The sequence below is a fragment of the Ilumatobacter sp. genome, from assembly GCF_046290335.1.
Classification (GTDB): domain Bacteria; phylum Actinomycetota; class Acidimicrobiia; order Acidimicrobiales; family Ilumatobacteraceae; genus Ilumatobacter_A.
In genome coordinates this window covers 340,250-353,112 of sequence record NZ_JBKAGH010000003.1, presented here as the reverse complement: position 1 = coordinate 353,112, position 12,863 = coordinate 340,250, and the positions used below count along the sequence as shown (strand labels likewise).

The 12,863-nt window shown below is 66.7% G+C and carries 16 protein-coding genes; 5 read left to right on the top strand and 11 right to left on the bottom strand.

Features of this window, described 5'->3' with window-relative positions:
* Positions 1 to 24 precede the first annotated feature (24 nt).
* From ACE37B_RS14260 to ACE37B_RS14250, 3 genes are read right to left on the bottom strand one after another with little or no spacing between them, the layout of a single operon-like run.
* Complete coding sequence (locus ACE37B_RS14260) at positions 25 to 678, bottom strand: chlorite dismutase family protein (protein WP_409923986.1); 654 nt, start codon at positions 676 to 678, stop codon at positions 25 to 27.
* A gap of 10 nt (positions 679 to 688) precedes the next feature.
* The gene (fdhD, locus tag ACE37B_RS14255) at positions 689 to 1,498 is read right to left on the bottom strand and encodes a formate dehydrogenase accessory sulfurtransferase FdhD (RefSeq protein ID WP_409923985.1); all 810 of its coding nucleotides are present in this window, start codon (positions 1,496 to 1,498) and stop codon (positions 689 to 691) included.
* Positions 1,495 to 2,403 (bottom strand): RimK family alpha-L-glutamate ligase, encoded by a 909-nt coding sequence (locus ACE37B_RS14250; protein WP_409923984.1) that lies wholly within the window; start codon positions 2,401 to 2,403, stop codon positions 1,495 to 1,497. The genes fdhD and ACE37B_RS14250 overlap by 4 nt, the downstream gene beginning before the upstream one ends.
* A 29-nt stretch (positions 2,404 to 2,432) precedes the next feature.
* Between ACE37B_RS14250 and ACE37B_RS14245 the strand changes: the two genes are divergently transcribed.
* Complete coding sequence (locus tag ACE37B_RS14245; protein ID WP_409923983.1) at positions 2,433 to 3,134, top strand: MIP/aquaporin family protein; 702 nt, start codon at positions 2,433 to 2,435, stop codon at positions 3,132 to 3,134.
* 34 nt (positions 3,135 to 3,168) lie between these two features.
* On the opposite strand, the gene ACE37B_RS14240 is transcribed toward ACE37B_RS14245, so the two are convergent.
* Positions 3,169 to 3,444, bottom strand: coding sequence for a ubiquitin-like small modifier protein 1 (locus ACE37B_RS14240; RefSeq protein ID WP_409923982.1), 276 nt, complete (start codon positions 3,442 to 3,444; stop codon positions 3,169 to 3,171).
* Between the two features lie 117 nt (positions 3,445 to 3,561).
* Here ACE37B_RS14240 and ACE37B_RS14235 point away from each other — a divergent pair, with 117 nt between their 5' ends.
* Complete coding sequence (locus ACE37B_RS14235) at positions 3,562 to 4,614, top strand: glycerate kinase (RefSeq protein WP_409923981.1); 1,053 nt, start codon at positions 3,562 to 3,564, stop codon at positions 4,612 to 4,614.
* Between the two features lie 65 nt (positions 4,615 to 4,679).
* Here ACE37B_RS14235 and ACE37B_RS14230 read toward each other — a convergent pair whose 3' ends face one another.
* Positions 4,680 to 5,417, bottom strand: coding sequence for a LytR C-terminal domain-containing protein (locus ACE37B_RS14230; RefSeq protein ID WP_409923980.1), 738 nt, complete (start codon positions 5,415 to 5,417; stop codon positions 4,680 to 4,682).
* On the bottom strand, positions 5,414 to 5,686 hold the full coding sequence (locus tag ACE37B_RS14225) for a DUF3263 domain-containing protein (protein WP_409923979.1): 273 nt from the start codon (positions 5,684 to 5,686) through the stop codon (positions 5,414 to 5,416). The genes ACE37B_RS14230 and ACE37B_RS14225 overlap by 4 nt, the downstream gene beginning before the upstream one ends.
* A 78-nt stretch (positions 5,687 to 5,764) precedes the next feature.
* Between ACE37B_RS14225 and udk the strand changes: the two genes are divergently transcribed.
* Positions 5,765 to 6,400 carry a uridine kinase gene (udk, locus tag ACE37B_RS14220; RefSeq protein ID WP_409923978.1) on the top strand — a complete coding sequence of 212 codons (636 nt, stop codon included), beginning with the start codon at positions 5,765 to 5,767 and terminating at the stop codon, positions 6,398 to 6,400.
* A gap of 130 nt (positions 6,401 to 6,530) precedes the next feature.
* Positions 6,531 to 7,085: a YceI family protein gene (locus tag ACE37B_RS14215; protein WP_409923977.1), complete on the top strand. Its 555-nt coding sequence runs from the start codon at positions 6,531 to 6,533 to the stop codon at positions 7,083 to 7,085.
* A gap of 73 nt (positions 7,086 to 7,158) precedes the next feature.
* Here ACE37B_RS14215 and ACE37B_RS14210 read toward each other — a convergent pair whose 3' ends face one another.
* From ACE37B_RS14210 to ACE37B_RS14195, 4 genes are read right to left on the bottom strand one after another with little or no spacing between them, the layout of a single operon-like run.
* A complete protein-coding gene (locus ACE37B_RS14210; RefSeq protein WP_409923976.1) occupies positions 7,159 to 7,809 on the bottom strand; it encodes a GTP-binding protein in 651 nt (216 codons plus the stop codon).
* Positions 7,810 to 7,828: 19 nt separating this feature from the next.
* Complete coding sequence (locus ACE37B_RS14205) at positions 7,829 to 8,197, bottom strand: DUF742 domain-containing protein (RefSeq protein WP_409923975.1); 369 nt, start codon at positions 8,195 to 8,197, stop codon at positions 7,829 to 7,831.
* Positions 8,194 to 8,643, bottom strand: a complete 450-nt coding sequence (locus ACE37B_RS14200) for a roadblock/LC7 domain-containing protein (protein WP_409923974.1) — start codon at positions 8,641 to 8,643, stop codon at positions 8,194 to 8,196. The genes ACE37B_RS14205 and ACE37B_RS14200 overlap by 4 nt, the downstream gene beginning before the upstream one ends.
* Positions 8,640 to 11,414 (bottom strand): ATP-binding protein, encoded by a 2,775-nt coding sequence (locus ACE37B_RS14195; RefSeq protein WP_409923973.1) that lies wholly within the window; start codon positions 11,412 to 11,414, stop codon positions 8,640 to 8,642. The genes ACE37B_RS14200 and ACE37B_RS14195 overlap by 4 nt, the downstream gene beginning before the upstream one ends.
* A gap of 234 nt (positions 11,415 to 11,648) precedes the next feature.
* Between ACE37B_RS14195 and ACE37B_RS14190 the strand changes: the two genes are divergently transcribed.
* Positions 11,649 to 12,491, top strand: a complete 843-nt coding sequence (locus tag ACE37B_RS14190) for an IS5 family transposase (RefSeq protein WP_409921328.1) — start codon at positions 11,649 to 11,651, stop codon at positions 12,489 to 12,491.
* A gap of 41 nt (positions 12,492 to 12,532) precedes the next feature.
* Here the strand turns inward: ACE37B_RS14190 and ACE37B_RS14185 are convergent, their stop codons facing one another.
* Entirely contained in the window at positions 12,533 to 12,859 is a 327-nt protein-coding gene (locus ACE37B_RS14185) for a P-II family nitrogen regulator (protein ID WP_409923972.1), read from the bottom strand.
* Between the last annotated feature and the right edge of the window lie 4 nt (positions 12,860 to 12,863).

The window sequence follows — 12,863 nt, the reverse complement described above, 5'->3', positions numbered from 1 at the left end:
ACCCGGCAGCCGGGTGAGCGTCGGTCAGAGGATCGAGTCGACGTCGGCGAGATAGCCGACGTAGAACGCGCCGAACTCGCCATACAACGCGGATCCTTCGTCGAAACGCATCGTGTAGACCACGTCCTTGATGACGTCGGGGCTCTTCGCGAACAGTGTCACGCCCCACTCGAAATCGTCGAGGCCGGTCGAGCCGGAGATGACTTGCGCGACCTTGCCAGCGAAGGTGCGACCGCTCTTGCCGTGCTCCATCATCATCTCCTGGCGGCGCTCGTACGGTGTCGCGAACCAGTTGGCGTGGCCCTCACGCCGCTTGCTCATCGGATAGAAGCAGAACGCGTTCAATCCTTCGGGCGGGATGACCGGATGCAACCGTCCGCGTAGCATCTCCTCCGACATCCCCTTGGCGTACTCGCTGACCTCGGTGATCGACACGTAGCTGTCGGCGATGTCGAGCCCGCAACGCTGCAATGCCGTCTGCAGTGTGCGCAGCGTTCGCCAGTCGGCGCACAGCGCCATGAAGCAGATGTCGGCCTTGTGGCCGAGCATGGCGGCGGTGATGACTTGACAGTCCGCGGCCTCGGCCGCTTCGACGGCGGCGATGACCGCACGTCGATCGGTCGAGGGCGTCACCTTCGCCAACAGGTGCAGGATGCTCAGGCCGTCGTCCATCAACATGACGATCAGGCTAACGATTGTCGGGCGCCGGCGAGTAGATGTTGAACGACGCGCCGCGCACGAACCCGGCGAGCACCAGACCTGCACGGCGAGCCGCATCGGTGGCGAGCGCGGTCGGCGCACTCACCGCGACCAGCGTGTGGAACCCGGCCGCCCACGCCTTTTGCACCATCTCGATGCTCGCTCGACCGCTGACGAACAGCCCGAGCGACGATCCCGGCTCCGTCGGGTCCTCGAGCCCGCCCTGCATCGCGAGCGCACCGACCACCTTGTCGACGGCGTTGTGGCGTCCGACGTCTTCGCGCACCACCAGGAGGGCACCATCGGCGTCGAACGCGGCTGCGGCGTGAACGGCGCCCGTGCGGGCGAACAGCCCTTGACCACCGAGCACCCGGTCGGGGAGCGCGGCGATGAGGTCGAGGTCGGGTGTCGGCGCCGTCTCGATCGGCGTGAGACGTTCGACGAGCAACTCGATCTGCTCGCTCCCACACCACCCGCAGCTCGACGACACGTTGCCGAGGCGAGGCGCCGCCGGCGGTGCCAGGCACCCGGTGTCGACGGTGATCACGTTCTCACCGTCGCAGTGCCGCACCTCGAGAATCGGCGCGCCGCCGAGCAGACCGTCAGTGAGGCAGAAGCCCACAGCCAGTTCGGCATCGTGGCCAGGGGTACGCATCGTCGTCGTGACGAGCACGCCGTCGAGCTGGATCGACAGCGGCTCCTCGACGATCAGTTCGTCGTCGAGGGCTCGTGAGGTCTTCGCACCCGGGGCACCGTCGACCCGAACGACCGATCGTCTACCCGACGGTTCGAGCGTCATCGGCCTGACGTGCTGTCGAGGTGCCGGGCGAGGCGAGCGAGCAGCCGATCGGCGAAGAGCTCTGCTGAACCGGGAGCGGTGTGGAGATAGAAGGAGGGCTCGATCAACTCGACCTCCAGCACGACGAACGACTCGGTGCCGTCGGCAGCTCGATGCGGTGCGATGTCGATGCGGGCGAACGCGACGTCGTCGAAGCGAGACACGACGTCGAGCACCGCGTCGGCGACGACGAGCTCGGCGGGTTCGGCTCGCCGATCGGAAATGTCCTCCTTCGCGAACAGATCGCCTTCCTGCTCGACGTCGACCGTCGTGAGGATCGCTCCCTTGCGGAACACGTGGCTCAGTTCGAGTCCGCCGTCGACGCCCGGTACGTAGCAGTACGCCGACTCGCCGCGCTCGTCGAGGAGGTCGAGGTACGGCTGGACCATGGCCGTGCGCCCCTCCCGATGCAGCGCGGCGACGTGGTCGGCGACCTCGTCCGCCTCACAGCGGCGAGCGCCACTCGACCCGGCGCCGACGGTCGGCTTGACGACGTGGACGCCCTCGACGACGGGCGGCGACTGCCCCGGCTCGACGAACGTGGTGGGAGCGATCGAGATGCCGAGCGTGGCGAGTTCGGCGAGGTACCGCTTGTCGGCGCTCCACCGCACCGCGTCGGGCGAGTTGAGCAGGCGCGCCACGCTCGACGTGCGCTCCACCCACGCCAGGAACTCGTCGAGGCGATCCGTGTAGTCCCAGGTCGATCGGATGATCACCGAGTCGAACGACGCCCAGTCGACGTCGGGATCGTCCCATGACACGATCCGGACGCCATCGGCACCGACGCGGTGAGCGCACGCCGTTGCGAAGGGAACGAGATCGGGGTCGAGCGGAGCCGCCACGTCGGCGGTCACGAGTCCAAGCACCGTCTCAGGCTACGAGTACGGTTCCGGCGATGCCGAGCGATACACGCAACCTCGTCACCGAACTGGTGGGCACTCTCGTCGTGATGCTCGCCGGTCCCGGCGTCCTCGTGCTCTCCGACGGACGGGTCACCGACCTCGGTGCAGCGGTCGCATTCGGGGCCGGCCTCGCGCTCGCGATCGGCGTGATCGGCGCGGTGGCGAACCCGGCGTTCACCCTGGCGCTGCTCCTCGTCCGAGAGATCAGCCCGCGCAATGCGGTCAGTGACTGGATCGGTCAGCTCGCGGGTGGAGTGTTGGGCGCGGCGATCATCTGGGCGATCAACGACCAGACCCGCGTGGCCGTCGGATCGAACGGCTGGGACCGCGGTGGCTACCGAGAGCTCGGCTCGGTGATCGCTGCCGAGCTCGTCTTCAGCGTGATCATCGTCGTCGTGTTGCTGTCGACGATCAGCCAGGGGTACTCGACGGCGGCGATCGCCTCGTTCACCGCAACGGCGTACGCCCTCGGTCATCTCGTGCTGATCGGTCTCGATGGAGGAGGCCTCAATCCGGCGCGATCGATCGGGTCCGCGATCTTCTCCGATGCCGACCCGAGCCCGCTCGGACAGCTCTGGGTGTTCGTCGTGGTGCCACTCGTCGGTGCGGGTGCCGCGGTGTTCGTGTGGCTCCTGATCGACGACGCCGAGATCGATGACACCCTGTTCGACGACACGTTGATCGACCGCGACTGACCCGGACTGATCCGGTCGCCGCCGGGTCAGCGGGTCAGCCGCCGGCGACCGCGGGGATGATCGACACGGTGATGCCGTCGGCGACCGGGGTCTCGAGGCCATCGAGGAACCGCACGTCGTCGTCGTCGACGAACACGTTGACGAACTTGCGCAGACCGCCCTCGTCGTCGAGGAGGCGCTCGCCGAGACCAGGGTGCTGAGCTTCGAGCGCCGCGATCACATCGCTCAGTGACCCCGGCTCGACCGAGACCTGCTTCTCGCCGCCCGTCAGAGGTCGCATGGTGGTCGGGATTCGTACGGTCGCTGCCATACGGGAGAAGCTACCGGCAATCCCTAGTCATCCGGTCGGGATTCGCAGGGCCGCCTGCGCGTCGCACGACACATTGGCGCGGTGCGCGGTCAGCGAGCCGGACCCTAGATTGGCGGCGTGCCGTCGTCGATCCGCAGAGTGCTCGCCGCGCCCGACAAATTCAAGGGCACCGCCTCCGCCGCCGACATCGCCGCGGCGATCGGACACGCCTGCTGGGAACTCGGTATCGACTGCGTCGAGCGGCCGATGGCCGACGGCGGCGACGGAATTCTCGACGTGCTCGGCGGAGCAAATCGCCACACGACCGTCACCGGTCCGCTCGGCGACCCGATCCGGGCGGGATGGCGGCTCAGCGGCGACACCGCCATCATCGAGATGGCCCAAGCGAGTGGATTGGTCGCTGCGGGTGGGGCGGAGCGCAACCGGCCGCTCGATGCGACCACGACGGGTACCGGTGAGCTGATCGATCACGCCCTCGATGCAGGCGTCAAGAGGATCATCGTCGGCCTCGGTGGTTCGGCGACGACCGACGGCGGGTTCGGGGCGATCCGAGCGATCAATGCGATCGCCCGGATCAAACAGGTCGAACTCCTCGTCGCCTGCGACGTCACCACCACCTTCGTCGATGCCGCCGCCACGTTCGGCCCGCAGAAGGGAGCGACGCCGGCGGAGGTCAAGATGCTCGAACGGCGCCTGGAGCGGCTGGTGCAGATGTTCGCCGACGACTTCGACATCGACGTGACCACGATCGAGGGTGGCGGCGCTGCCGGCGGGCTCGGCGCCGCGCTGGCCGCGCTGGGCGGCCGGCTCGTGCCCGGTTTCGAGCTCATCGCCGAAGAGGTCGGCGTGTTCGACCTCCTCGATCCGGACGCCGACGTCGAACACAGCGAGACGGGCGCCGTCGACTTGATCATCACCGGAGAGGGCCGACTCGACGCCTCCAGTTTCGCCGGCAAGGTCGTGGGTGGCTTCGTCGAACTCGGCGCCGACTACGGGTTGCCGGTCGCGGTGGTGGTCGGCTCGATCGACGATGCGGCACTCCAGATGCTGCCCGACTACGTGACCGTCGTGGCACTCGACGAACTCGTGGACGAACAGGCAGCACGAGCCGAACCGAAGCGACATGTCGAAGCGGCCGCCCACCTGCTGCTCGAACGACTCCAAGCCTGACGCACGACATCCACGTCCGAATCGACGTCGGCGTGCCGGTATGCCCGCAGTGGGATGGTGCGGGACTACTCGCCGGATTCTTCGTCGGTGACGGCGTCGCCGGTGCCCGTTTCGCCGGTGACCGCGTCATCGGTGCCTGCGACCGGTGGTGCTTCCACCGTCGAGGCCGCATCCGCGGCGTCGGCCACAGGAGCCAGTTCTTCGAGCGACTTACCGGCTTCGTTGTTGCCGAGCATCACCAGCACACCCGCACCGCCGAGCGTGGCGCTCTCGGTGGGTACCGGCGTCGGGGCTGGCAGCACAGCGAGCCCACCGAGGTCGTTCGCCACGGAGTTCGCCACATCCTGCGCGGCAGCCACCGTGGCGTCGTAGTACACGATCGAATCGTCGACGTTCGGGCCCGTGGCGTTGACCGGGTCGGTCACCGCGTACCCGGCGATCTCGAGCGTGCGGGTCATCTGGCCAGCAGATCCGCCGACCGTGTTGGCGTTCGCGACGCCAACGGTCGCACCGTCGGTGATGCGCGGAATCGTCGTCGTGGTGGTCGTGGTCGACGCATCCGACGGCAAGGTCGTCGCCGTCCCGTCGGGCAACGTGGTGGCCGTGATGTCGGTACCCGTTTCGGGCACCGCGGCCGTGCCGCCTTCGTCGGTGATGTTCTGCAGGATCAAGAACCCGGCCACGACTGCGACGAGCGCGAGGACGATGCTGAGCGTCGAGCCGATCGGCGATCCGCCGACCCCCTGACGCGGGACCCGGCGTGACGCGACCGCGGCGGCCGCCATCGACTCTTCGTTGCTCATGCGTGGTGTCCTTCTCCAGCCCCTGACGACGCCACGTCGACGTCGCCCAGGCGCAGTTTGCGTGCCCGCAGACGCAGACGCTTGAGACGGCGCACGACCAACGGGTCGTGGTCCATCGCGGCGGGATCATCGAGCACGGTGGTCAGTTCCGCATGATATTCGTCGGGCGAACACTGAAAACGCGCGCGGATCACAAGGTCACGCGGTTCGTCGTTGCTCCACCATGAACGTTCGAAATCGAGCATGGCGGCATGGCGTTCGCTGAGCATCACCGCACAGGTTGGCCTGATCGCGCGGCAAATTACAAGCATCGGAGCAAATCTCTCCGCACGATTAGGCTGCACGGCGTGTCACGACCGTTCATGATCGGCGTCGCCGGCGGCAGCAGTTCCGGCAAAACGACGATCTCGGAGCGCCTCGTCGAGCTCACCGGGGCCGAGCATCTGTCGCGAATCGAGCTCGATTCGTATTACCTCGACCGCACAGATCAGCCGATCGAGGAGCGCCGTCAGGCGAACTACGACCATCCCGACGCGTTCGACTGGGCGCTGCTCAACGACCATCTCGCCGCGCTGGCGAACGGAGCGTCGGTCCCGGTGCCGATCTACGACTACGCCGATCACAACCGCTCCGGGCGCACTCGCGAGGTGGGCCCGAACCCGATCGTGGTGGTCGATGGCATCCTCGTCCTCTACGACCGGGCGCTGCGCGATCGCTTCGATCTCAAGATCTTCGTCGACACTCCTGCCGACGTTCGACTGATCCGACGGCTGCAACGCGATGTGGCCGAACGGGGTCGCACCGTCGACAGCGTGATCACGCAGTACCTCACCACGGTCAAGCCGGCCCACGAGCGCTTCATCGAGCCAAGCAAGCGCCACGCCGACGTGATCATCCCCGAAGGCGGCCTCAACCGCCCCGCGCTCGACGTGCTCCTGGCCCGCGTGCGACAGATCGCCACCGAAGGCTACGACGCAGACTGAACGCGGACCGAGCGCGACGCGGTCGCCCTCACGGATCCCGTTGCTCGCACGGTGAGCCCATCACGCGCGCCGGGGATTTTGTTCACTTCGCAATAGTTGTGATCACAAAGAAGTCCGGTACTCTCTCCCCATGAGCAACAGCACCTCTCTCCCCCTCTCGACCGGCACCTGGACGAACGACGCCGCTCACACGACGGTCGGGTTCACCGTTCGCCATCTCGGCCTCGCCAAGGTGCGCGGACGTTTCGACGGCGTCGTTGCGACGATGACGGTCGGCGACGATCTGGCGTCGACCTCGATCTCGGCCGTGATCGACATGAGCACCGTGTCGACCGGCAACGCTGATCGCGACGGCCACCTCCGGTCATCCGACTTCTTCGACGCCGACACCAACCCGACCATGGCCTTCGAGTCCACGTCCATCTCGGGCAGCGGCGACGAGTACACGCTCGCCGGCAACCTCACGATCAACGGCGTCACCCGGGCGATCGAGTTCGACGTCGAGTTCTTCGGGACGTCGGTGTTTCCGATGGATCAGTCGACTCGGGCCGGCTTCTCGGCCGAGACCTCGATCTCGCGCAAGGATTTCGGCATCGAGTTCAACGTGCCGCTCGGCGGCGACAAGGTGATGATCTCCGACAAGGTGGCCATCGAACTCGACCTGCAGTTCGTCGCACCAGCCTGATGACCAGCTGGTGACGATCAGCTGGCGATGACCAGTTGGTGACGATCAGCTGGCGATGACCAGTTGGTGACGATCAGCTGGTGACGGCAGCCTGGCGGCGCAGCCGGAGCAGGTGGTCGACGAGCGCGATCAGCGAGTGTTTCACCGAGTCGCGATGGCGGGCATCGACCGACACGACCGGGATCGTCTGAGCGATCGCCAACGCGTCACGCACTTGCTCTGGCGTCCCGCTCGGCGAATGAGCGAACTGGTTCGTCGCGACGATGAACGGGATCCGCTTGTTCTCGAAGTAGTCGATGGCGGCGTAGCCGTCGGCGAGTCGAGCGGTGTCGATCAGGACGATCGCTCCGAGGGCCCCGAGCGCCACTTGATCCCACATGAACGCAAACCGGGACTGCCCAGGTGTGCCGAACAGGTAGATGACGATGTCGTCGCTCACAGCGATGCGACCGAAGTCCATTGCCACGGTGGTCGACGTCTTCGTGTCGACCCGACTGGCGTCGTCGAGACCGGCCGCTGCGGCGGTCATCGACGCTTCGGTGCGCAGCGGCTGGATCTCCGACACCGCCCCGACGAAGGTGGTCTTGCCGACGCCGAAGCCTCCGGCGATCACGATCTTCGCGGACTGTGTCGCCGACGTCGACCGGACACCGGGGTGCCCGGCGGCGTTCGGTGTGGGCGCGGCTGGAGATGTCGGTGTCGGTGTCGGTGTCGGTGCAGTCATCGTTCGTACTTCCTGGCGATCACAGCAGTTGGAGTGCCGAGCGGATCTTCTCGAGCAGGTCGGTGTCGCCGGAGTCGAGCGAGTCGCCGGCAGACAATGTCCCCGCGGCAACCATCTCGCTGACGAGCACGATCGAGGCTCGGAGTGGAATGGACAGGTGGGCAGAGATCTCGGCGATCGACAGCGGGCCGACGAGGATCTCGACGATTCGCCGGTGATCGACCTGCAGCCCGCCCATCGACGAGCGCACCATCGCGGTCGGCGTCACCACGGTCTCGATGGCGAGTTCGGGGACCGAAGCGCGAGTTCGCCCGCGCGTGAGCATGAACCCGCGCACGACGTCGCCACCAACGGTGACGTCGTCGTCGTCGAGTCCGAAGCCGGTCACAGCCGCAGCGAGCCCTTCAGGCGATCGACGACGGCCGGCGACAGCGCCGGGCCGAGTTGCTTGGCGAGGCGGGTCATCTCATAGCCGATGAGGCCGAGGTCGGCCTGGCGCCGAGCGACCACTCCGAGGCTGGCCGTGTTCGAGATTCGGCTGAGCAGAATCCAGCCGTCGGTCGCTTCGACGATCTGGCGGGTCACGGCCCCGAGTCCGAACAGCTCGATCGAACTATCGGTCAGGCTGGCCATCCCCGACGCGATCGCGGCGAAGGTGTCGTGGCGTGCCGAGTCGAATCCTGCCGACGAGGCGAGGTGCATGCCGTCGGCCGAGACCGTCTGGGCGAACAGGACGCCGTCGGTGTCGTCGACGAACCGATTCAGGATGAAGTCGAGATCCAGAGCCTCCGCTGCGACGTTCGGTTCGGGGCTGGTGCTGGGCATGGCGCTCATGAGGTGGTTCCTCCGTGTTCACGATCGGCTCGATTGATTCCCTGTTGGAATCCGGAGAGGTCGAAGCGGACTTGGTTCTCGTCGCCGAGATCGGGCAGGGGGCGCTCGGTGCCAGCGCCGAGACCCGATGGTCGGTCGGGAGCCGAACCGGACGCGCCGAGACCCATGCTTCCCGAGATCGACGCGAGGAGATCGGTCTCCGGGAGTTGCGCTCCCGGCGTGCGCCGGGCGCTTCCGAAGACGCTGAGTGCACCGTTGACGGCATCGTCGGCAGCTCGGTTGAGATCCTGCGTCGACACCGCCGCTGCAGGCGACGCTCCGGCCGGGGCAGCGTCGGGAATCGACGCTGGAATCGACGGACGACTCGACGACGACGTGCGATGGTCGATCGACAACGGATCGACTTCCGACGGCGAGGGCCATTCGAAGGTCGCCGGATTCGGCGCGGTCGGCGTCGCATCGTGAACGGCCGGTGCCGGTGCAGCCGCCGGGGCCGGTCTGGCATCGGCCAACGACGGCGCCGGTACGGGCGGGTCGGCGGGAAGCAGCGGCAGACCGATCACATCGAGTGGGTCGGGGTCGAAGTGCATCGTCGGCTGCGGCTCCACCGTCGGCGCCACCGGGGCGACGGGGTGCAGGGTGGGCTGCAGCGGCGACTCGATCGAGGGGGCTTGAGCAGGGCTCGTTTCGGTGTGTGCCAGCGGTTGCGGTGTGCGCGGCGACTGCTCGGACAACGACGACGCGACCGGCGTCGGCGACACGGCCGGACTCGGTGACGACACGGTCGGCATCGATGCCGCCGGACTCGGCGACGAGGCCGGCTGCGCCAATTCGGGAGCGTAGGCCGGGTGTCCTGTCTGGGGTGACTCGTCCGCAGCGACTGCCGACGATGGCAAAACCACCCGCGCGGTGACCCCGCCGGCGGGTCCGGCGAGCAGTTCCACGAAGATGCCGTGGCGTACGGCGAGTCGGCCGACGACGTAGTGGCCGAGGAACTCCGAGGGCGTCTCGTCCTCACCGGCCGCCTGCATGATCTGTTCGTTGGCGGCAGCGAGTCGCTCCGGCGACATGCCGACGCCGTGGTCGCTGACGGCGATGACGAGACCGCCGTCCGCGTTGCGAGCCACGATCTCCACCGGCGACGACGGCGGCGAGAACGACAGTGCGTTCTCGACCAGTTCGGCGAGGAGGTGGGTCAGGTCGGCGACGACACCACCGTCGACGCGTGCGGTGTCGGACGCATCGATCTGGACTCGCTCGTAGTTCTCGACCTCGGCGAGCGACGCTCGGGCGATGTCGTACATCGGCACCGGCTGATCCCACCGACGCGACTGTCCGCTGCCGGCGAGGACGAGCAACGACTCGGCGTTGCGACGCATACGAGTCGCAACGTGGTCGATCTCGTAGAGCGACGCCAACTTGTCGGGATCCTCCTCGTGCTGCTCGAGCACGGTGAGGCCCTTCAGGAGACGGTTGACGAGGCGCTGATTTCGTCGACCGAGGTTGACGAACATGTCGGCGACCACGCGACGCGAGTTCGCCTGCTCCGCAGCGAGCTCGACGGCGGTGCGGTGCATGTTGTTGAACGCATGGACCAGCTCCCCGATCTCGTCGTCGGATTCGGCCACGATCTCGGCGACCTGCGGGAGTTCGTCGATCTCGCCGCGACGCATCTGCGACACGATCTCTGGCAACTCGATCAGTGCGATCTGGTGGGCGTGCTCGGTGAGCCGCTCGATCGGCGACTTGATCGCCCGGTACAGAACTCGCAGCACGATGCCGACGAGGATCAACAGCCACAGACCGATCAACCCCGACAGGATCAGCGAGCGGTTGGCGGCAACGACGGAATCGTCCGACTCGATGGCGAGCGATGCGATCGTCGCGTTGCCAGCACCATCGAGGGCGATGTCGAGGCGAGACGCCGTCGATTGCAGGTCGTCGGTGTCGACGTCCGGACGCTGTCCCGGACCACTCGCATCGATCACCGTCCGCACACCCTGATACTGGGCCGCCGGCGCTCCTTCGAGGATCGGGCCGACCGAGGACAGCAGGTCGGAGGTTCCGAGATCCCGGAGCGTCTGTTCGCTCTGGTCGGTCGAGGCGATCGAGATACCGACGGCTTCGACGGCAGTGGAGTCGATCAGGTTGGCTGGCAGCGACGCGACGCGCACGAGGGTGGTCACCTCGCGGGCGAGGTCGGCTCGATACCGCTGCAACAAGAAGTAGTCGTCGAGCAAGGCCGACGTCGTGGTGGTGGTCTCGACGGAGACGTCGAAATCGGCGAGCACGGTCGCAGGGAGCTCGCTGAGGGCTTCGAGCGCCGGGGTGATCTCGCCGGTCATCGTGAGCTCGCCGGAACGGAGCTCGCTCTGCGCGGTGAGGCGAATCTCGAACGGTCGGTCGCCGATGGTCGAGCGCAACTCGCGAAGCTGCGCGTAGCGCTGCTCGATGACCGCGAGATTGGCGTCGCCCAGATCCAACTCGGGCGAACGAAGCAGGTCCATGACGGCGTCGGTGGACGAACGCGCCTGCGCGAGGCCCGCCTCATCGGTCTCGGTGTCGAAGATGACCAGGTTCTCGACGCCGATCGCGTCGGACAGTGAGGCGATCGCGACGAATCGGTTGACCTCGGTCTGGGCGGCGAAGGCGTCGCTGCGCTGCTCGATCGAGTTCCGGATGCTGACGCCGAGGTATCCGGCGACAACGAGCATCGGCAGCACCAACGCTGCAACGAGCTTCAAGCGGAGTGGAATCGATCTGAGCGACAACGGACTGCCTCCTCGGCGACTGGTTCACTGCGAGTTCCCCGCGGTGAGATGTCCGAGTAGTGCGTCGGCCCGATTTGCCGAAACCTTGATGTGACCTAAGTCACAGTAACGCTGCCCGGGCGTATCGGTTTGTCTCTGGAGGTCGCGCGGATAGGTGACCATCCACCGGTCGGTGGGTTGGCTCGGTTTTCATACCGAGTGCGACCCAACTAACCGACCGGGGAGGTCACCCATATGATGCGCGCGCTCGATTCTGAAGTCCACGATGCGGTGTTCGAAACGATCCGAGGCTTGCTCCCGGACCGGCCCGAACATCCGTTGGGTTGTCATCGGCCCCGTATCGACGACCTGGTCTGTTTGCGGGGTCTGTTGATTCGTCTCGTGACGGGCGCATCGTGGGAGACCGTCGAGTTCTTGATGGGCTACACCGTGTCCGACACCACCCTGCGGTCCCGTCGCGACGAGTGGATCGACGCCGGGGTGTTCGATCAACTGCTCGAGCAAGCACTGGCCGCGTACGACCGAATCATCGGTCTGGACCCGACCCATGTCACCATCGACGGCAGCGAACACTTTGCCCCGTGCGGGGGTGAAGGAACCGCTGCAGGCCCGAAAACCCACGGTCGTCTGGGCTGGAAGTGGTGCGCCGGCGTCGACGCCGACGGCATCCCGATCGGCTGGGTCATCGACGGCGCAAACCGCCAGGACTACCGACTGTTGCAACCCACCCTCAACGCGATCACCGCACATCCCGTCACCGCACGGATCGGCACCCTGCACCTCGACCGAGGATTCGGCTACAAATCACTCCCCGACAGACTCGCCGACTACACGATCGGCGACGTGAACGTGATCCCACGAAACCAGCCAGGTCAGGGCCGCATCCAACTCGTCGGATTCGGGCGCCGCTGGGTCGCTGAACGCACCCACTCCTGGTTCACCAACTACGGCCAAATCCAACGCAACACCGACCGCCGAGCAACACACCGCCACGCCGCCCTCTGCCTCGCAACCGTGTTCCTCATCACCGCACGACTCATCGACCACCGCAACACCAACTACCGCCCTATCCGCTGACGCTCCTGAGACAAACCGATACGCCTGGCTGCGGGGGTCCGCTACTGGAAGTACTCCGGGCGGCTGACGTTGGTCTCGCTGACGAACACCACGCCGTGGTGCTCATCGAGCAGCTTGCGGATGCCGGCGACCACGGCCTCCACTCGTTCGAGCGACACCACGCTGATCAGCATCGACAGGCTGTTGCGATCGTTGAACAACAGCCGGCCCTCGTGTTCGCCGTGGTGCCCGAAACCCGACACGCCGTGGAGCGCCGTGTAGCCGGTGGCACCAGCGGCGAGCAGGAGGTCGCGAACGGTCGGCACGTGTTCGCCGTCGATGACGACTTCGATGCGAGCCATGGGCGTGAACCCGGTCCAGGTGGTCATGTTG